Origin of the sequence: Cupriavidus sp. SW-Y-13, assembly GCF_009793345.1 — a bacterium.
In the GTDB taxonomy this organism is placed as follows: domain Bacteria; phylum Pseudomonadota; class Gammaproteobacteria; order Burkholderiales; family Burkholderiaceae; genus Cupriavidus.
On sequence record NZ_WHLX01000001.1, the window covers coordinates 2,745,312 to 2,763,446 of the forward strand.

Annotated in this window: 16 protein-coding genes; 1 reads left to right on the forward strand and 15 read right to left on the reverse strand. The window is 59.5% G+C overall.

The genetic code is table 11. The features are described 5' to 3' along the window. Nucleotides 1–18: 18 nt before the first annotated feature. From GA566_RS12260 to rfbB, 13 genes are all read right to left on the reverse strand, one after another. The gene (locus GA566_RS12260; protein WP_160472876.1) at nt 19–1,272 is read right to left on the reverse strand and encodes a glycosyltransferase family 4 protein; all 1,254 of its coding nucleotides are present in this window, start codon (nt 1,270–1,272) and stop codon (nt 19–21) included. Further along, nucleotides 1,269–3,125: a heparinase II/III-family protein gene (locus GA566_RS12265; RefSeq protein WP_137927246.1), complete on the reverse strand. Its 1,857-nt coding sequence runs from the start codon at nt 3,123–3,125 to the stop codon at nt 1,269–1,271. Before GA566_RS12265 ends, GA566_RS12260 begins: the two co-directional genes overlap by 4 nt. Before the next feature lie 10 nt (nt 3,126–3,135). Beyond that, nucleotides 3,136–5,277, reverse strand: a complete 2,142-nt coding sequence (locus GA566_RS12270; protein ID WP_160472877.1) for a bi-domain-containing oxidoreductase — start codon at nt 5,275–5,277, stop codon at nt 3,136–3,138. 20 nt (nt 5,278–5,297) lie between these two features. After that, nucleotides 5,298–6,050 carry an AglZ/HisF2 family acetamidino modification protein gene (locus tag GA566_RS12275; protein WP_137927248.1) on the reverse strand — a complete coding sequence of 251 codons (753 nt, stop codon included), beginning with the start codon at nt 6,048–6,050 and terminating at the stop codon, nt 5,298–5,300. Between the two features lie 2 nt (nt 6,051–6,052). Further along, nucleotides 6,053–6,670, reverse strand: coding sequence for an imidazole glycerol phosphate synthase subunit HisH (gene hisH / locus GA566_RS12280; RefSeq protein WP_160472878.1), 618 nt, complete (start codon nt 6,668–6,670; stop codon nt 6,053–6,055). After that, nucleotides 6,667–7,800 (reverse strand): N-acetyl sugar amidotransferase, encoded by a 1,134-nt coding sequence (locus GA566_RS12285; protein WP_137927250.1) that lies wholly within the window; start codon nt 7,798–7,800, stop codon nt 6,667–6,669. Before GA566_RS12285 ends, hisH begins: the two co-directional genes overlap by 4 nt. 79 nt (nt 7,801–7,879) lie before the next feature. Further along, nucleotides 7,880–8,704 (reverse strand): glycosyltransferase family 2 protein, encoded by an 825-nt coding sequence (locus GA566_RS12290; protein ID WP_137927251.1) that lies wholly within the window; start codon nt 8,702–8,704, stop codon nt 7,880–7,882. A gap of 16 nt (nt 8,705–8,720) precedes the next feature. Beyond that, nucleotides 8,721–10,061 (reverse strand): O-antigen polymerase, encoded by a 1,341-nt coding sequence (locus tag GA566_RS12295; protein ID WP_137927252.1) that lies wholly within the window; start codon nt 10,059–10,061, stop codon nt 8,721–8,723. After that, nucleotides 10,058–11,401, reverse strand: coding sequence for an oligosaccharide flippase family protein (locus tag GA566_RS12300; protein WP_137927253.1), 1,344 nt, complete (start codon nt 11,399–11,401; stop codon nt 10,058–10,060). The genes GA566_RS12295 and GA566_RS12300 overlap by 4 nt, the downstream gene beginning before the upstream one ends. After that, nucleotides 11,391–11,933 (reverse strand): dTDP-4-dehydrorhamnose 3,5-epimerase, encoded by a 543-nt coding sequence (gene rfbC / locus GA566_RS12305; RefSeq protein WP_137927254.1) that lies wholly within the window; start codon nt 11,931–11,933, stop codon nt 11,391–11,393. Before rfbC ends, GA566_RS12300 begins: the two co-directional genes overlap by 11 nt. Next, nucleotides 11,930–12,811 (reverse strand): glucose-1-phosphate thymidylyltransferase RfbA, encoded by an 882-nt coding sequence (rfbA, locus tag GA566_RS12310; RefSeq protein WP_137927255.1) that lies wholly within the window; start codon nt 12,809–12,811, stop codon nt 11,930–11,932. Before rfbA ends, rfbC begins: the two co-directional genes overlap by 4 nt. 11 nt (nt 12,812–12,822) lie before the next feature. Further along, nucleotides 12,823–13,740 (reverse strand): dTDP-4-dehydrorhamnose reductase, encoded by a 918-nt coding sequence (gene rfbD, locus GA566_RS12315; RefSeq protein ID WP_137927256.1) that lies wholly within the window; start codon nt 13,738–13,740, stop codon nt 12,823–12,825. Beyond that, complete coding sequence (rfbB, locus tag GA566_RS12320) at nt 13,730–14,794, reverse strand: dTDP-glucose 4,6-dehydratase (RefSeq protein ID WP_137927257.1); 1,065 nt, start codon at nt 14,792–14,794, stop codon at nt 13,730–13,732. Before rfbB ends, rfbD begins: the two co-directional genes overlap by 11 nt. A gap of 253 nt (nt 14,795–15,047) precedes the next feature. Here rfbB and GA566_RS12325 point away from each other — a divergent pair, with 253 nt between their 5' ends. Beyond that, the gene (locus GA566_RS12325) at nt 15,048–15,899 is read left to right on the forward strand and encodes a symmetrical bis(5'-nucleosyl)-tetraphosphatase (RefSeq protein WP_137927258.1); all 852 of its coding nucleotides are present in this window, start codon (nt 15,048–15,050) and stop codon (nt 15,897–15,899) included. A gap of 1 nt (nt 15,900) precedes the next feature. Here GA566_RS12325 and GA566_RS12330 read toward each other — a convergent pair whose 3' ends face one another. Next, nucleotides 15,901–17,073, reverse strand: a complete 1,173-nt coding sequence (locus GA566_RS12330) for a hypothetical protein (protein WP_160472879.1) — start codon at nt 17,071–17,073, stop codon at nt 15,901–15,903. A gap of 210 nt (nt 17,074–17,283) precedes the next feature. After that, nucleotides 17,284–18,108: a 1-acyl-sn-glycerol-3-phosphate acyltransferase gene (locus GA566_RS12335; RefSeq protein WP_137927260.1), complete on the reverse strand. Its 825-nt coding sequence runs from the start codon at nt 18,106–18,108 to the stop codon at nt 17,284–17,286. Nucleotides 18,109–18,135 lie beyond the last annotated feature (27 nt).

Below are 18,135 nucleotides of genomic sequence, written 5' to 3' on the forward strand. Positions count from 1 at the left end.
CTCACGTTTTCCCCTTCGTTATGTGAGATCACAGCGTCGCGCCATCACGCTGCCGTGCGGTGCCGCACTTTCCAGTGTTTGCAGCCACTGACCCGCCAGCAACGTCCGATCGAAATCGCTCTCGGCCAGTGCGCGCGCACGCTTACCCATGTTCTTCAAGGCGTCACGATCATTCGCGGCCTGCTCCAGCGCATCGGCAAAGGCAGCCGGATCTGCTGGCGGCACAGCGAAGCCGCACGCGTTTTTCTCAATCATCTCGGCGAGCCAGCCCGGATAGTTGTTCAGGACCGGCAGGCCCGACGCGATATAGTCAAAAAACTTGTTCGGTGACGTCCCATAGTAGAAGGCCGGCACATTTGCCAGCACCTGCAGGCCGATGTCGGTCGCCGCCATCAGTTCCGCAAGCTTTCCTTTGTTCACCGGCGCATGAAACACGACGTTATCGAGTTGCTCGCGCGCAGCCCGCGCTTCCAGGGCCGGTTTTAGCCTGCCCTGCCCGATCAGCAGAATCTTGATATCGTTGCGGCCCCGCCGCTTGAGTTCCGCAGCGACATTGAGCACGGCATCGAGCCCGTTTGCCATGCCGTGCGTGCCGGCAAACACAGCCATGAGATCGTTGGGGCCCACCTGCTCCGGACGCCAGGGCTTGGCCGGAGCACCGAAGATGCCGAGGTCGCAGCCATTCGGCACCATGGCGATGCGATCGCGTGGCACACCACGATGTGCAATACCTTCGACAATTCCCGGAGACAGGCCGATCACCCGGTGCGCAGACCGGTAGCTGGCGAACTCCAGCACACCCATGGCCCACAGCACAACCGGATTCCGAATCACGCCCATCGCGCGCGGCAACTCGGGCCAGAGGTCACGCACCTCGAAGACAAAGCGCTTGCGGCGCAGCCAGCGCGCCAGGATGCCCGGAATGCCGGCAGTGAGCGGCGTAGTCGTCGCAAACACCACGTCATAGGTTTCCGTGAACGCAATCCCGATGCTGCGCATCGCAAACTTCAGGAAGGTCATGGCACGCCGCACAAAGCCGTCGCTATTCGAATAGGCCAGATCGAGTTCGATAACGTCGATGCCATCGACCACGCCGCGGCGCATTCCTCCGACAAACGGGGTATCCAGTCCGGTGTGGCCGCCGGAAAAGCTGCCACACACCATGGTGACGGCGTGTCCGCTCTCGACGAGACGGCGCGCCATCGCATAGGAGCGAATCCCGCCCGTGCCGCGCGGCGTCACGAAGTGCTGGTGGAAATACAGAACTTTCATGTTGTCCAATAGTACCGGGACACCAATGTGCCGCCTCGATCAATCTCGAGTTCCAGCACAGGCGCCGGCGTCTTCTCCAAATAGTGCAGAGATTCCCAACCTTCGACCAGCTCGCAACGCACCACGGGTACGTCAGCCGTCAGCGCCAGGCATTCACCCCGGTCGCCGCGCGCCACGAATCCCGCGTCGGTGGCGCTGGGTTCCAGCCGCCACTGGCCTGGGCGCAAACGCCACCGGAGGACGGCACGCTTCGCAAATCCGGTGACCTGGTCCCGCACTTCGAGCTGGGCTTCATCCAGGCACAAATGCCGGTTATGCCGGGCACCCAGCCGGTCGACATAGGAAGCCGCCATCGTGACCTTGGAGGTGTCGCCATGCAGCGGCTCCAGCGTTTCGGTCTTCAGCCAGTCGCCGAACAGAAAGCGCGAGAGGCGCGGCATCTGCTCACGTTCATCGAACTGCACCGTATTGTGACCGCGCACGCCGCCGAAATAATCCAGCCAGCGCGGCTCGGTGTTGTAACTAAACGTACCCGCGTCGCGCAAGTGGCTGGCACCGTCCAGCCAGAGATCCACGTGCAGGGCATCGGCCTGGCACGGACGGAAGCGGAACCTCGGGTATCGCAACAATGCCATGGCGGGCCCCTGCCGCAACACAGCAAAGCCACCGTCGTCGGCCTGCAGGTTGCCAGGCTCGGCAGCGTTTTCGGTACGCGCTGGCACGCCGAGCCACTTGCTCATGGCTATCGCCCTCTCGCAGTCTGCATACACCGCCTTGCCGCCGAAAACCGCCATCGCCAGTTGCACGCTGGGCCGGAAATCACGATAGGGCGAGTCGCTCAGCGGTAGCAGTCGCGCGCCATCGTTCGCACCAACATTTGGCACGTCGCCGGTTTTCGGGTCCGTCATGGCGTGCAGCCACGCCGTGGCCGCGCGCGCTCGCGCATACCAGGTATCGCTGAATGCCGGTGCCTTCACGAGCCGCCGCCATGTCTCCGCCCAGCTGAATGTATCCAGCATCAGCCGGTGGTAGTTGGCCGAGTACTGGCTGAACGTTCCCTGCTCGCCGATCAATCTGGCGGCGCGGTTCTCCAGCATCCTGCGGCCTACAGTTGCCCAGCCTTGCGCGCGCGCCACACCGTACTGAGCAAGCAGGGTGCCGCCGATAAACAACGCTGCGGCCTCGGACGTGCCATGGTTGTTATCCTGCGCCATCGCATACGACACGGTTGGCGCGATACGCTGCAGATGCAGTTCGATCAATGCGCGCAGCCCTGGCAACATCGCCGTCACCTGACCCAGCATCATGGCTGCGGCAATCAGGTGCATCACACGAATCGACGCTTCCTGGCCGCACTTCCAGTTGGGCCCGATGTACGGAGCATTACGTTTGCTCCAGTCAGCCAGCCAGCTGTTCAGGCGCGCGAGAGCCGCTGCATCACCCTGGCGCACGCGCTGTGCGAATGCCAGCACCCAATCCATCCGCGATGCCTCCCAGATCGCCTTGATATCGCCCACCTGGGGATCGAAATCGGGGATCTGCCACCACGGCAACTCAGGGCGGGCTACGCGCGCTCCCGTGATGGGATTGGCGAACCAGTCCGGAGGCGTATCACTGACCGCCACCGACCAGCGGCCGAACCACTTCGCCTCGTGCACCCAGTTGGAAACCACTGGCGCATCGAGCGGCGGGAGGGACGATGCCGCGAAGAACGGGGCGGCAGGGACGGCCGCATGCAGGCGTCGCACCTTGTTGACGCCAAGGCGGACACCCACGCGGTATCCCACCGCGCGACCGATGTTCGGTAGCCCTAGCGCGATGGCGGTACGGGCCTTGATCCACTGCCGGTTCATATCGCTCGTGTCATTGGCGGCGGAGCAGTTCCGCCACCTCGATGCTCACCCGCGCCACCTCGAAAATCTCATCCGACGGAATCGCCGGCGTGCCACTTTCGATTGCGGAGAGGAACGCCGCTGCACAGGCGTTCTGGCCCTTGTCCTGGCGCCACAAACTCATCTTGCGGAAACCTGGCCATCCAAAACCCTTGAGCTTGCGGAAATTATCGAGCTGCAGGACACGGCCTGCAGCAAACACCTCGACCCGCTCCTTTGGAAAACTGGCCGCGCCATTGGCCAGATACATGATCGTGCCGAACGAGCCATCCTCGAAGCCCAGCGTAATGGATGCCTTGTCCTCGGTGATCGCCACACCGGGTGTATCTCCCATCCGGCGCGCCTGGACCGAGACGATCGGCGAATCCGCCAGAAAGCGCATCAGGTCAATGAAGTGGCACGCTTCGCCGATGATGCGGCCACCGCCCACGGCATTGTCCTGCGTCCAGTGATTCGGCGGGATTGCGCCAGCATTCATCGTCATGATGAACGATTTGGGCTCCTTGACCGAAGCCAGCAGCGCCTTCATCTTCTGGACCTGCGGCGAGAAACGGCGGTTGAATCCCACCATGATCTGCGGCGCGCGCTCAGGCTGACGTTCCCGCGCATCGTCAAAGGCGCGCTGGGCCTGAGCCAGCCCATCCATGTCGATGGCGAGTGGCTTTTCGACAAACACGTGCTTGCCTGCGGCCAGGGTCTGCGCAACAAACCGTGCATGCGTGTCGTGCCGGGTAACGATGGCTACGGTATTGATCTGGTCGTTCGCCAGCATGTCCGCCAGATCTGTCGACGCTTCGGCAAAACCAGCCTTCTCGCCGTGGATCACACCGTTGACCCCACCCGCGGTGACAATGCTCTGAAATTGCGCGCCGGCCGCCTTAAATGCCGGGATCAACATGCGCGATGCATAGTTGCCTGCGCCAATGAAACCAAGCACCGGCCGCTTCGTGTCATAGGCCGGCTTCGGACCGAGTGGCACCGAACGCAACATGCGGGTTTCAGGAGCCGACTTGTATTGCAGCAGGATGCCCAACGCCGACTTGTCGGCCGTCAGTTGGTCGTAGGCCTGCGCTGCCTCTTCAAAGGCGTAACGGCGCGTTACCAATGACTTTACGTCGAGCTGCCCGCTGGCCATCATGTCCAGCACTGCTTCAAAATTGCGTTGTTCGGTCCAGCGCACGAATCCAATCGGATAGTCGTTGCCCTTTTCCTCGTAGCTCGGGTCGTATCGACCCGGTCCGTACGAGCACGAGACCTGGAAGGACAATTCCTTCTCGTAGAAATCCGCGCGATTCAGCTCTAGGCCCGTGACGCCCACGAGCACGATCCGCCCACGCTTGCGCGACATGCGCGCGGCCTGCGTCACCGGATCGGTGGACTTGGTCGAGGCCGTGATGATGACGCCGTCGACGCCATGGCCACGGCTGAAAGCCATGCCGGCAGAAACGGCGTCTTCACCAGCACCGGGATTGCAGGTCTGCGCACCGAATTGACGCGCCAGTTCCAGCTTGCTCTCGTCGAAATCGATTGCCAGCACACGGCATCCGTGAGCGCGCAGCAATTGCACCGTCAACAGACCGATCAATCCCGCACCAACGACGACAAATGCTTCGCCCAGCGTTGGCGCGGCCAGACGCATGCCCTGCAGACCGATGCTGGCCACTACGACAAAGGAAGCCGCTTCGTCATCGACTTCGTCAGGCACCTTGGCGCACAGATTCTTGGGCACCTTCACCACATCGGCATGCGGACCGTTGGAAACCACGCGATCGCCGGTCTTGAATCCGTCTGCGCCAACGCCCACCTCCGCCACACGGCCAACGTTGCAGTATCCCAGCGGCAATGGCTGGGCGAGCTTCGAGCGTACGGCATCCACGGTCGTCAACAGGCCATCCGTCTGGACTTTTTCCAGCACCATGCGAACCTTTTCCGGCTGCTGGCGTGCTTTCTCCAGATACGACGCGCGGCCGAAACCCACCAGCATCCGCTCCGTGCCAGCGGAAATCAGGCTGACAGAGGTATGGACGAGCAGACCATCGCGGCCTGCTGAGGGCGCGGGCGCTTCCGCGATATAGGTAGCGCCCTTGCCCATGTCTTGCAAAATCTGCTTCATCGAAATTCCTGGAAATCGCCTCAGGCGCCCTTGGCTGGACGCGCGTAGTTGATCAGCACCGCGCGATACGGCCCCTTGAATACAAACATGCTGCCGGCCGCCGCGCCAACCACGCCCACCGAATCGATCAGCACCTGCATGTCGTCGGTGCTCCCCGCGCCGCCCACGAATGTCAGCGGTGTCGTCACCGCCGAGCGCACCTGCTTGGCGAGAGCGAGATCATAGCCAGCCATCTCGCCGTCCCGATCGATGGAATTGATCGTGATTTCTCCCGCACCGAGTTCCGCCACCTTCTGGCAGAAGTCGATCAGGTTCAGCTTGTGTTTTTCCCGGCCGTTGTGCGTATAGACGGTATAGCCGCCCAGCAGCTTGTTCTTCCTAACGTCCAGCGTCACGACCACGCTCTGCGCGCCAATGGCTTCAGCCACCTCCCGAATCAACTCCGGGCGCTCTACGGCCGCCGCGCTGATCGACACCTTCTCGAACCCCAGGGCAATGATCTTTGCTGCCTGGGCGGCGCTGGAAACCCCGCCGCCATACGCAAGTGGCATACGCGACTCCACCGCCAAGCTGCGCAGCAGCTCGAAATTCGGCACCTTGCCTTCGACCGTGGCATCGATGTCGATGAACATCAGTTCGTCGACTTCCTTCTCGTTGAAGATCTTGACCGCATTCAGCGGATCGCCGACGTACTTTGCGTCCTTGAACTGCCGGGTCTTGACGAGGCCACCGTCATGCATCAAGAGACATGGGATGATTCGGGAGCGCAACATGGTCAAAGCTCGGCAAAATTACGGAATACCGCCACACCATTGGCATGGCTCTTCTCGGGATGGAATTGCATGCCGAAGACGTTGTCGCGGAAGACGCTGCACGGAAGATCCGAGCCATAGCGGACCGTGGCGGATACATCGGCAGAATCCTGCGCATCAAAGTAGAAGCTATGCAGGAAATAGAAGCCCTGCTGCAGGTCCACACCTTGCAGCAACGGCGCTTCGGCCGACTTCGTAGACAATGAGTTCCAGCCCATGTGCGGCAGTTTCGGTGAACTGGTGAGCGTGCTCGCGTCGATCTTTCGCACGCGCCCCGGAATCCAGCCCAGTCCCGGCTTCACGCCCTCCTCGCTGGAATCGGCAAGGATCTGCATACCAACGCAGATACCCAGTACCTTTTTCTTCTTCACAAGAACCTGTTCGTTGAGCAGTTCCACCATGCCCGAATCGCGCAGGTAATCCATCGTCGTATCGAACGCGCCGACGCCTGGCAGAACATAACGCTCGGCCGCGGCAAGCTCCGCCGCGTCGCCAGTGATGACGTGCGCGACCTTCAGTTTCTTGTAGATATTCGCAATGGCACTGACGTTGCCGGAACCATAGTCAATGATGGCTATCATCTTTTCACCGCCCGTTCGATGCCCAGCATCTTCAGCGTCTTCGCACCGAGGTCGAACAGCCACTCCTGGTTGCGATAATCCCGATAGGTTTTCTTCGGCATCTCGTGATAGTGCCGCAGCTCGTCTACCGAAATACCCAGCTTGGTGGCGATGTACTCGAAATCCTCATCGATCGTGACCGGGTCGTACGCTGGCTTCTCCAGCTTGGACAGGGCCTCTTCCCGCGTCATTTGACCGGTGAGGATCAGGCTGGAGTACTGCACGCGCCGGGTGTCGTAGCCAAAGCGCGTAGGAAGCCAGTAACCCTCGTAGAAGCGCGTAAACCGCGATTCGAAATGCTTTTGCGGATACGGCCGCCAGCCATAGACATCCGCGAGGGTCTTGGAGGCGATTTCCTTCGTGTACGGCAGGTAGTTCAGCGGCTTTTCCACGCGCACACCCTTGATATAACGAAGGTAGACCTTGTGGAACAGGATGCTGCTGAACGGATAGGTCTTCAGCTCACGCGTGCCAAAACGGCGATGAATGTCCTTCAGCTGGGCCATATCCGTACCGTAGTACAGCCACTCCTTGGGGTTTCGCACGCATTCGGTGGCAAAATTGCCGCCGTTGAGGATGTACTTGATATTGTGCTTGTTCGCAAAATGATACAGCGTAGCTACGAATGCGTGGTCCTGCGGAATATCGAGATGCGAGACGCCCGATTTGAAAAACGCCAGCTGGAAATCCTTCATTTCCTGCCAGTTGATCACTTCGGTGTACAGGTCCAGACCGAGCTTGTCGACGATGACCTGAATATTGTTTACCGCAATGTCCGTATTCCACCCACCATCGACGTGGAACACCAGCGGGCGCAGGCCAAATTCACTCACAGCCAGATGCAGCAGGTACGAGCTGTCCAGTCCACCACTCATCCCCATGATGCAGTCGAATTCCTTGCCCTTGCCTTCGGCCTTGATCTTCTCGACGACTTCGCGAAACATCGCCTTGCCGGTATCGTCCGGATGCCAGTTGGGCAAAACATCGGTCTTAAAGCCGTTGCAGTGATCGCACACGCCTTTATCGTCGAACACGATCTGCGAATCGCTCGTGTCCATCACACAATTGGTGCAAACCTGATACTGCCGCATATAAGAAATCCCGATCTAAAGTTTCTCCCGCGCCATCCCTGGCGCGGACACTCAATTCTTCTGTAAAACAGGCGATGTTTCAGCCGAGGACCCGGACGTACTTGCGGTATTCGCGATGCGCGTCCCGCGCCATCTCCCACCGACGCCGGCTTGGAAGTGTTGCAAGCGCCCCGTGGTAGTGGTGAACCACCTGAAGACAGGGATCGTACCAAACCTGATACCCCGCGTCAGATAGTTGCTTGCTGAGGAAATACTCCTCGGACATCATGAAAGTCGGAGCCCAGAGTTCGCCAAACTCCCTGAAGAATGCCGGACCCATGATGTACACCGAGCCATGCCCCTGATAGATCGACTGGGCCGTCTCCCATTGCTGCTCGTCCGTACGGTCGGATACCGAGCGGAACATCATGGCCAGCTTCAACATCGCCATGCCGAGGTGATAGTTCGAGTAGTAAGCGTCGTAAAACAATTCACGCAACTTGCTGATACTCGCGATCACGTGAGGATTCTGATGTTCACCATCAAGCGTCACTACATCAGGGGATACTACCGGATACGCCTTGAGACGCTCGGTATTCCTGTCCAGCCTTTCGATAAAATCCGATGCAAATTCCAGATCGTTATTTCCAATCACCATCCATTCGATATCCGGCCTGCGCTGCCGCAGGGCACGAATTCCGACATTGAGCCCCGGGAAATATCCAAGATTGTCCTGATTCAACTGCAACTCGATGTTAGGAAAATCCGCCTGAAGGCCCTTCAGCAGCTCGACATTGGCAGCATCGGAGTTATTATCGACAACCATCACCTCGATTTCATGACCGACATTCCGCAACAGCGTCTCCACGGCCGTCCGTGTAAAGGCGCTGTTATTATAATTGGTGCAAACATAACCTAATTTCATCGCATTCCTCAGAAATTCAACCGCCAGCTGGCCCGCGGCCGCATGGTGCAGGTACCTCGCCACCCCCGAAATACCGACCGAAGAAGCAGAGCAACGCTGTTATCAAAATGCTCGCGTATATGCTGTTCCAAATCAGGAGGCTAATAATGAACGATGTGTAAAAATATCCAATCGAATGGATGAATATTGACGTCGAAAAAGACGGCGACTTCGACATCAGAAAAATCCAGTACGCCACGTGGATTGCCGAACCTGCCAGAAGCATGACGATCAGCGAACCCGACAGGCCAAAATCATTGATCAGACCCCGGAACATCGTGTAGATGTTGGTCTGGATCACATCGCCGTAGGCAAAGTACTCCTCGTACACACCCGCTGGCAGTGGCGTGTCATTGCCAAGCAGCCGCGCCACCGGTGTAAAAGTGTAGATCCCGTAATCGCCAAGATTATCCACGTATGGCAGCGTGCCGCCGTGTCCCACCAAATGGGCGAACCAGTCGGAGAACGCATACATGTGTGCCGTGGCATAGGACGCCACCAAGCGTACCAACGCCGCCTTGACGTCCCCGGAGGAGTCGAGCAACCCACGGGAGGCCATCGCCAGAAGGACGAGTCCGAAGATGACCGCAGCATACGGTGCGGCCCGGCGCAGGTCCTGCACCCCGAACAAGGCAAGTTTGCCGCGGTTGACCTTGCAGACCAGTGTGGCCGCCCAGAACAACACGAGTACGAGAAACAGATTTCCCTTGGCGCCCTGCAGCACCATCGCCAGGATGGACGGCAGGAACGTAAGTAATAAGATGCTCCAGCGGCGGACACCTACCTCACGCGTCGAATATATGAAACCGCCCAAAATTGCACTGGGATACTGCAGCACGAAACTTAGCTGCGCAAAAAGATTGGGCACCAGTTCGGCGCCGTAGCGCTTGGCTGTCATCGCGCCGGCGATGGCAAGCGGATTGGTGACGACTTGCTTAAGTGAGACGCCCTGGATGTGAAGGTCGATGATCAGGCTGACGGCCGTGATCATGCTGGTCACATAGAACGCTCGCAACATGAACGGACTGCCGTAGTTCAGTGCACCGGCGTTCTTGGCCCGCATCTCAAATCCCAGGCGCCAGCGAAACGGAAGAGCGCCCAAGGAAAACACCAGGCACGCCACAAAAATATACGCCACGGCATATACGTTGGCCGGAACATCCCACAGGAATAGTAATGGTACAAACGTATACAGGAACCAGAACAGCCCAAAGATGCAACCGGGGACAATCCACGTACCGGCGTAGAGGCGCAAGGCCATTGCCTGGCCCAGGATCATCAGGCTGAATGAGAGCGCCATGAGCTTTTCCATCATCATGACGCCACGTTAACGAGGCGCTCGCCCCGATAATATTTCCGGGCAATCGTCGCAAACAACACGCCCTCTGACAGCGTGAAGCTGATGGCCGCGCCGATGGCACCGTACACCCCCCCCAGCGTAGCGGTTGCGATCACGCTGACCACTGCCGCGAACAGAATGCCGCCCAGCAAGGCGCGTTTCTGCCCCAGGGTATTCAGGCCAGCACTGCCAAACATAAAGTTGCAGACGCCGAACAGGGTGCCCAGCGCCATCAGCGACATGAAGAGCATGACCTGGTCCAGCTCCTGAATCTGCCCGATTGCCGGAACGTGCTGCCTGAGAATCGGTACCGCCGCCATGAGCGCGAGCCAGATCGTCACAAGCGCTCCCAGTTGCGGCCAGGTCAGCCTCAACAATCGTACGAACACATCGCGGTTGGGACTGTTCGCTGCCTGCGTCACAAGTACGGCCTTCGGAAAGAACAACTGGTTGAGCGGTCGAATAACCGCCTGCACCGCCTTGGTAGTTTTCTCGGCAAGCGAATAGGCGGCGATCGGCGCGCCGTGCAAGCCCAGGAAACCCAGCAGCAGTACGTTCGAATCCCGGTACAACGCCACGCCGACATTGCCCAGGAAGATTTCCTTCCCGGCGCGGATCATCTGCATGAGCTCCCCCCAACGGACTCGCGTCGGACGAATACCCAGGCCGGCCATGGCGAACGCAAGCATGGCAACCGACCCCAGGGCATACATCACGCCCATGATCGCTGGCACCAGCAGAAAATCATCGGGGCGCTTCACCAACAGAAGAATCAGCACGACTGCCACTGCCCGGCTCAGCAACGTGCAGACGGCTGGTATGCCGTTGGCCTGCAGTCCTTGATAGAGCCAGGTAGGCTGCAGGGCGTAGCTGAGCGGGATCAGCATCCACCATGCCGCGATATGCGTCAGTTCCGGCCGAAATAGCGACAGGCCGGCCACGAGCATGGGCGCCGCCACCGTGAAGAGCGTCATCCGCAAGACGAGAATGCGAGAGAAGATCTTTGAGAGTTGTGCCCGGTCACGTTCGGGCCGGAGTCCGGTGACCGCTGCCACGCCGTCAATCTCGAAGCTATACAGGATTACCGTGATGAGGAGCACCGAAAACGCCTCGGTGACCACGATATCGGCATAGTGCTGTGCACCCACCACACCGAGCACATACGGGAACACCAGCAGCGGCAACGCTGCATTGGACCCCTGGATCATGACCAGAGAGAGAAGGTTCCGAGTGTGCTTGATCATAGATAGCCGCAAAAATGGCCGGACCCGAGTCGCCTTGCATGGCGGACCCTGCCCAGCCGTCCCGTCAGCAGGCATCCGCCTCGCGGAGCCTCTTGCCAGCCTTGTCTTTCGCCGACAGTATCGGCGTCACGTCGCCCGGCCATGCGATGGCCAGGTCAGGATCGTCCCAGGCGATGCACCGCTCGAATTGCGGTGCGTAATAGTCGGTGGTCTTGTAGAGGAAATCAGCACTCTCGCTTAGCACGAGGAACCCATGCGCAAAACCGGGCGGCACCCAGAACTGGCGTTGGTTTTCCTCGCTCAGTTCCGCGCCGACCCACTGGCCGAAATGAGGCGAAGCCGGACGAACATCCACGGCCACGTCAAACACCGCGCCACGCACCACGCGGACCAGCTTGCCCTGCGGCTGCTGGACCTGATAATGCAAGCCGCGCAGCACGCCCCTGGCACTACGGCTGTGGTTGTCCTGCACGAAGCCGACATTGAGGCCCGTTGCTGCGTCGAAAGCCTTCTGATTGAAGCTCTCGAAGAAGAATCCGCGCTCGTCGCCGAATACTTTCGGCTCCAGAATCAGGACTTCCGGAATAGATGTGGCGATGACATTCACGAGGGCACCCCATCCTTGAGCAGGCGCAACATATATTGCCCGTATGTGCTTTTTGCCAACGGCTGCGCCAGCCTTTCGAAAGCCTCCGCATCAATGAAACCCTGGCGCCACGCAATCTCCTCAATACAAGCGATTTTCAGTCCCTGTCGATGCTCCAGCGTGGCGATGAACTGTCCTGCGTCCAGCAGGCTTTCATGCGTGCCTGTATCGAGCCACGCGAATCCGCGCTGCATGATCTGCACGTTGAGCTGACCGCGGTCTAGATAGGCCTGGTTGACTGCAGTGATTTCCAACTCGCCGCGCGCGCTGGGTTTGACCGCCTTGGCAATATCGATCACGTCATTATCGTAGAAATACAGCCCGGTCACCGCGAAGTTGCTCTTCGGGGTCTTTGGCTTTTCTTCGACGGATACGGCTTTGCCGGACTTGTCGAATGCTACCACGCCATATCGCTCGGGATCTGTAACGTGATAGGCAAATACGGTGGCACCTTCACTCTGCTGGTCTGCGTCATGCAGCAAGCCCTGCAGATCGTGCCCGTAGAAGATGTTATCGCCCAGCACCAGAGCGCTCGGCGCGTTGCCGATAAAGTTCTCGCCTATGGTGAATGCCTGTGCAAGGCCATCGGGACTCGGCTGCACTGCGTATTGCAGGTTGATGCCAAGTGAGCTGCCGTCACCCAGCAGATCGGCGAAACGCGACGTATCTTCCGGCGTCGAGATAATCAGGATGTCACGAATGCCCGCCAACATCAGTGTAGAGAGCGGGTAATAGATCATCGGCTTGTCGTAAACGGGCAATAGCTGTTTCGACAAAGATTTGGTGATCGGATAGAGCCGTGTGCCGGAACCTCCGGCCAGGATGATGCCTTTGCGCATGTAGATGTCCGTTACTGAACGATTTGGTCGAGCAGGTGGTGAACGCCCTGCTCCCAGCCGGGAAGATATATGCCGAAGGTTTCCCGCAGGCGCGTGGTATCGAGCCGAGAATTCGCGGGCCGCTGCGCGGGCAACGGGTACGCCGTCGCGGGTATTGCCTCCACCTGCTCCGGAGCCACTTTCAAGTCAACGCCGAGTTGCCGCGCGTAGCGCAGCACTTCTACGGCATAGCCATGCCAACTGGTCTCACCTGCGGCAGCCAGATGGTAGAGACCGGAGGGGAAGGCGTCGGGAGAAGCCGCCAACCAGTGTCGGGCAACAATCTGGGCGGTCACATCGGCAATCAGGCCGGCGGTGGTAGGCGCACCAAACTGGTCGGCGATCACGCGCAGGCTGTCGCGCTCGCTGGCCAGCCGCAGCATCGTCTTAGCGAAATTCCCGCCATGTGCGCCCGCCACCCAGCAAGTCCGCAATACCAGCGCATGCGCCCCCGATTCGGCAATGGCACGCTCTCCTGCAAGCTTGCTTTTGCCGTAGACCGATTGCGGATTGACTGCATCAGTCTCGACATAGGCCCCAATGCCCGTGCCATCGAACACGTAATCCGTGGAATAGTGAACCAGCAGACTGCCCAGTGCGCGCGCTTCCTCGCCGAGGACACCAGTTGAAGTGCCATTGATCACGAACGCTCGCTCAGGTTCGCTTTCAGCCTTGTCCACTGCCGTGTAGGCCGCGGCATTGACGATGACGGCCGGGCGAAGATCTCGTACGATCTGCCGCACTCTCTCCGGCTGCGACAGATCACATGCCGCGCGATCGAGCGCAACCACGTTGCCGAGCGGTGCCAAGCTGCGGCGCAGCTCGAAACCGACCTGGCCGTTGCTTCCTGTTACAAGGATGGTGGGAGGCGAGGACAGCTTATTCGGCATATTGCTTCGCCACCCAGTTCCGGTAATCCCCGGAAACAACGTCCTGCACCCATGCCTGGTTGTCGAGATACCACTGCAAGGTCTTGCGCAGGCCGGTTTCGAACGTATCGGCGGGCTTCCAGCCAAGTTCGCGCTCCAGCTTGCTCGCGTCGATTGCATAGCGGCGATCGTGGCCCGGCCGATCCTTCACGAACGTGATCTGGTCGCGGTAGGAACCCGTGGCCTTCGGGCTCAGTTCGTCGAGCAGGTCGCACAGCGTGTGCACCACATCGAGGTTGGACATCTCGTTCCATCCGCCCACGTTGTAGGTCTCGCCCAGCCGTCCCTTCGCCAATACCTCGCGAATCGCGCTGCAGTGATCGCGCACGTAGAGCCAGTCACGCACGTTCAGACCATCGCCATACACAGGCAGCGGCTTGCCGGCGAGGGCATTGGTGATCATCAGCGGAATCAGCTTCTCGGGGAAGTGATACGGGCCGTAGTTGTTCGAGCAGTTCGTGGTGACGACGGGCAGCCCATACGTGTGGTGATAGGCGCGGACGAGATGGTCCGACGCGGCCTTCGAGGCCGAGTAGGGGCTGTTTGGCGCGTAGGCGGTGGTCTCCGAGAACTGAGGGTCTGCAGGACCCAGCGATCCGAAGACTTCGTCGGTAGAGACGTGCAGGAAGCGGAAATTGGCCTTCGCGTCGCCATCGAGCCGGTTCCAGTAGGCACGCACGGCTTCGAGCAGCGTGAACGTTCCAACGATGTTGGTCTGGATGAAATCACCCGGCCCATGGATCGATCGATCGACATGGCTTTCCGCCGCGAAATGCAGCACGGCGCGCGGAGTGTGTTCGTCCAGCAAACGGTCCAGGGCGGCACGGTCGCAAATATCGGTCTGCGAGAAGACATGCCGGGCATCGCCCTCGAGCGAAGCCAGTGTCTTGAGGTTGCCTGCGTAGGTCAGCTTATCGACGTTGACCACGCCGTCTGCGCCCGGCTGTGCCAGCCAATCGAGGACAAAATTTGCCCCGATGAACCCAGCCCCGCCAGTGACAAGAATGTGCGACAAAACTCTGCTCCCTACTTATCGATATGTTTCGAGTGCCCGACAATAGTCGGGTGTCCGCTTGTTCCAGTGGGGAATAGCGGCCCTTTTTTTCGTCCTATTGGAAGGTGGCGCTATTCTATCTGACCCCGCAGTCCATCCCGGCGGTGGAACTTAACTTTTTGTTGCGCCTTGTAACGAATGGCAGAATCAATTATAGGTTCGGGAAAATCGTCACTTTTCCTAGCAGGCCTTTCAATATACCCAGCACTTATAGATGTCCTTAAACCCTTCACCCCCCCCGGCCCCGTTTGCGATCGGTGACATTCAGGGGTGCGCCGCCTCCCTGAAACAGCTCATGACCAAGCTGCCGCCCAATGCGCCTCTGCGCTTCGTCGGCGACCTTGTCAACCGGGGCCCAGCCTCCCTGGAAACCCTCCGAATCGTTGCCGGCCTTGGGCAGAACAGCCGCACGGTCCTAGGAAACCACGACATTCATCTGCTCGCCGTGGCGGCCGGAGTACGGAAAAAGGGCAAGTCCGACACCCTTGACGATATTCTCGCCGCAGCAGATTGTGACGTTTTAACAACTTGGTTACGACATCAACCTTTAGCGATTCGAGAGCAAGACTTTCTGATTCTCCACGCCGGAGTGCTGCCCGAGTGGAGCGCCGACGAAGTCGTGGATCTGTCGCGCGAGGTCGAGGCCGAACTCCAAGGCAGCAACTGGCAGGGCTTTCTGGCGGACGTGTTTGGCAATGCTACTGACCGCTGGAAGAAAAGTCTGCGCGGTATCGAACGTCACCGAGCCATCGTCAACGCGCTGACGCGCTTGCGATTTTGCTCCGCCGACGGCGTCATGGACCTGAAAACCAAGGAAGGGCTCAACAACGCTCCGGCCGGTCTCATGCCATGGTTTGACGTACCAGATCGCAAGACCCGGGATGTCACGGTCGTATGTGGGCATTGGTCTACTCTTGGATTGTTGATGCGCTCCGACGTGATGGCCCTGGACACCGGCTGCGTCTGGGGCGGCAGGCTGTCTGCCGCGCGTCTGGTCGCCAACCCCGATGATCGCACCGTCGTCCAGGTGGATTGCCCGGAATACCGCGACCCGCTCAATTTATGATTCAGCGCTGCATCCGTGCCCGGAGCGGAGCTTCGATGCTACGGCCAAACACTCGCTCGAACGCCACCACGGCCAATCCGGCAAATAAGCTGCCGAACACCAATGCCAGCACCAGCAGCACGAGGGGCCTCGGACCCGAGCGATGCTGGGGCTTTGTCGGCCCGAACGTGAAGCTAGTGCCTGTCACGTGCTTTGCCTGCAGCGATTCCAGGACGATCCTGATATTGTTGACGACTTCGCGCACCGGATCGTCATCAAGATTCGCCGTTTCAAATACCTCGATCTTCAAAGCCTTGAAGGCAGCCAGCATCGTCAGGCCCGTCGGCGCTGCAGCATCGATCTGATTGGCGCGGGTATAGAAGTCGAGGCGCAATGCGTTCTGCGCGACATGGCGCTCGAGCGAGGCTACTGCAATACGGAGATCGGCGATATTAGACTCCGCTCCGATCAATTGGATGACAGGAGGCAGGTAGCGCGAGCTGTCAGTATCGGAAGAAAGCAACTGGCGAGGATCGTTGCGGGACGCTTCCGGATATTTCGCGGCGATGGATTTGAGCGCTTCAAATTTGCGGGTAGCGTCATCCAGCTCCAGCCGCTTGGCAATCAACTGATTGTCTAGCAATTGCTTCTGGGATCTAGCCGATGCCACGCCAGCCCGGATGCTCTGCAGGAGCTCAAGGCGCAGCATGCTGTCGCGCAAGTACTCCCCCATGAGTTGCACGCGCGCGGCGGCATCCTCTGCCGAACCAGCCGTGAACCTAATACCCAGACCGAGAACACTCGCAGCAAGCGGAGCCTTAGCCTCCGACAGATAGCGCAGATCTTCCTTCGAATAGGTCAGCGTGGTCCTGACCTGCTTCTGCATCATGCCGGACCCGATCTCTTGCAGTAGAAAGGAGGCATTGGGATCGTCCATCTGATTGTGGTACTGCAGGTATCGCAACAGGTTGGCCCTGTCTTCCAGTGCTGGACGCTGGATGTTGAACTCGCTCAGAAGCCGGTTCGCCTGCAGAAAGCCCTCGCTCTGATATCCGCGAAATGCGAGAAAAAGCACGGCTACCAGAAGTGCCGTAGACAGTCCAGCCGTGAAAGAAAAGACCCAAATATGGGACTTAGTCCACGTCAGAACAATTTCGGTAACCTTTGTGAAGTCGGTCGACTGGCCGCCGGCCACCTGCGATTCCTTCCCGCGCTCTGAATGCATTGCTCGTCAGAATTTGTGAGGTACATTGAAAACTACGTGCCCTCTTACAAACGACAAACAATACACTCGAAGTTTCGAAGCTGAAATATCGAGGAATACTGGAGTGGCGGAAGTTTGATACAACCCCAAGTCAGAGGATCGAGTTAGCGGTGGCCGCCTGGCGGAACACCCATACGTTGCCTACGAAGCAGCCGTCAGACTTGCACCGAGGCCGTGATCAGGCGAATCAGTCGGCTGGAACGCCTGGGCGCGATCCCGAGCGCTGCCCTGATCCCCCGCGCTAAGACACACCACCACCTCCCGCGCCGCCTCCGCCAGCTCCCTTCGGCTGGCCGAATGCGCCATCAACTGCGGACCAAACGTCAGCCGGGCCTTGATCGGCGGTGACCTCAGGATGGCGTCCAGGCATTGCCCCAGCGAGATATCGTCGATGTATGCCGGCGCCAGGGTCGGCTTGCCGGTGGCGGCATCCACGTAGCTCAGCCCTGCCGGCTGCACCGGCAATCCGCCGGCGACGGGTGCCTGCATCAGGTTGGCGTGGAAGGGCAGCACGTGGCTGCCGTCCGTGGTGGTGCCTTCGGGAAACACGCAGACGAGGTCGCCCTGCTGCATGACCTCGGTGATGTGATGCAGCACACGGTGGGCATCGCGCTTTCGGCCACGTTCGATGAAGATGGTGCCGGTCTTGTCGCAAAGCCACCCGACCACCGGCCAGCTACGGATTTCGGACTTGGCCACGAAGCGCACGGGTTGCCAGCTGTGGATCACGTAGATATCGAGCCAGGAAATGTGGTTCGACACCAGCATGGCCCCACGCGGGGCGCCTTGCCCGGGCGGCAGGCCCTGCACCTCGACCTCGATGTTGCAGAGCGCCAGCAGCTTGCGCGACCAGGCCCGGATCAGGCGTTCACGGGTGTGAGTGTTTGCCCACGGGAAGACCGTGAGACAAAGGAGCATTGCGTGCAACAGATGCAGCCCGAGTCGCAGCTTGCGTAACCAGATCATCGTCGAATCCCGATCCTTGTTCAGCGC

Bases quoted from the DNA above. Each gene is read 5' to 3' on its own strand.
- GA566_RS12260 (WP_160472876.1), bottom strand. From the start codon at position 1,272: ATGAAAGTTCTGTATTTCCACCAGCACTTCGTGACGCCGCGCGGCACG.
- GA566_RS12285 (WP_137927250.1), bottom strand. From the start codon at position 7,800: ATGCGGCAGTATCAGGTTTGCACCAATTGTGTGATGGACACGAGCGAT.
- GA566_RS12270 (WP_160472877.1), bottom strand. From the start codon at position 5,277: ATGAAGCAGATTTTGCAAGACATGGGCAAGGGCGCTACCTATATCGCG.
- GA566_RS12265 (WP_137927246.1), bottom strand. From the start codon at position 3,125: ATGAACCGGCAGTGGATCAAGGCCCGTACCGCCATCGCGCTAGGGCTA.
- GA566_RS12335 (WP_137927260.1), bottom strand. From the start codon at position 18,108: ATGATCTGGTTACGCAAGCTGCGACTCGGGCTGCATCTGTTGCACGCA.
- rfbD (WP_137927256.1), bottom strand. From the start codon at position 13,740: ATGCCGAATAAGCTGTCCTCGCCTCCCACCATCCTTGTAACAGGAAGC.
- GA566_RS12300 (WP_137927253.1), bottom strand. From the start codon at position 11,401: ATGCCTGCTGACGGGACGGCTGGGCAGGGTCCGCCATGCAAGGCGACT.
- GA566_RS12295 (WP_137927252.1), bottom strand. From the start codon at position 10,061: ATGATGATGGAAAAGCTCATGGCGCTCTCATTCAGCCTGATGATCCTG.
- hisH (WP_160472878.1), bottom strand. From the start codon at position 6,670: ATGATAGCCATCATTGACTATGGTTCCGGCAACGTCAGTGCCATTGCG.
- GA566_RS12290 (WP_137927251.1), bottom strand. From the start codon at position 8,704: ATGAAATTAGGTTATGTTTGCACCAATTATAATAACAGCGCCTTTACA.
- GA566_RS12275 (WP_137927248.1), bottom strand. From the start codon at position 6,050: ATGTTGCGCTCCCGAATCATCCCATGTCTCTTGATGCATGACGGTGGC.
- GA566_RS12325 (WP_137927258.1), top strand. From the start codon at position 15,048: ATGTCCTTAAACCCTTCACCCCCCCCGGCCCCGTTTGCGATCGGTGAC.
- rfbA (WP_137927255.1), bottom strand. From the start codon at position 12,811: ATGCGCAAAGGCATCATCCTGGCCGGAGGTTCCGGCACACGGCTCTAT.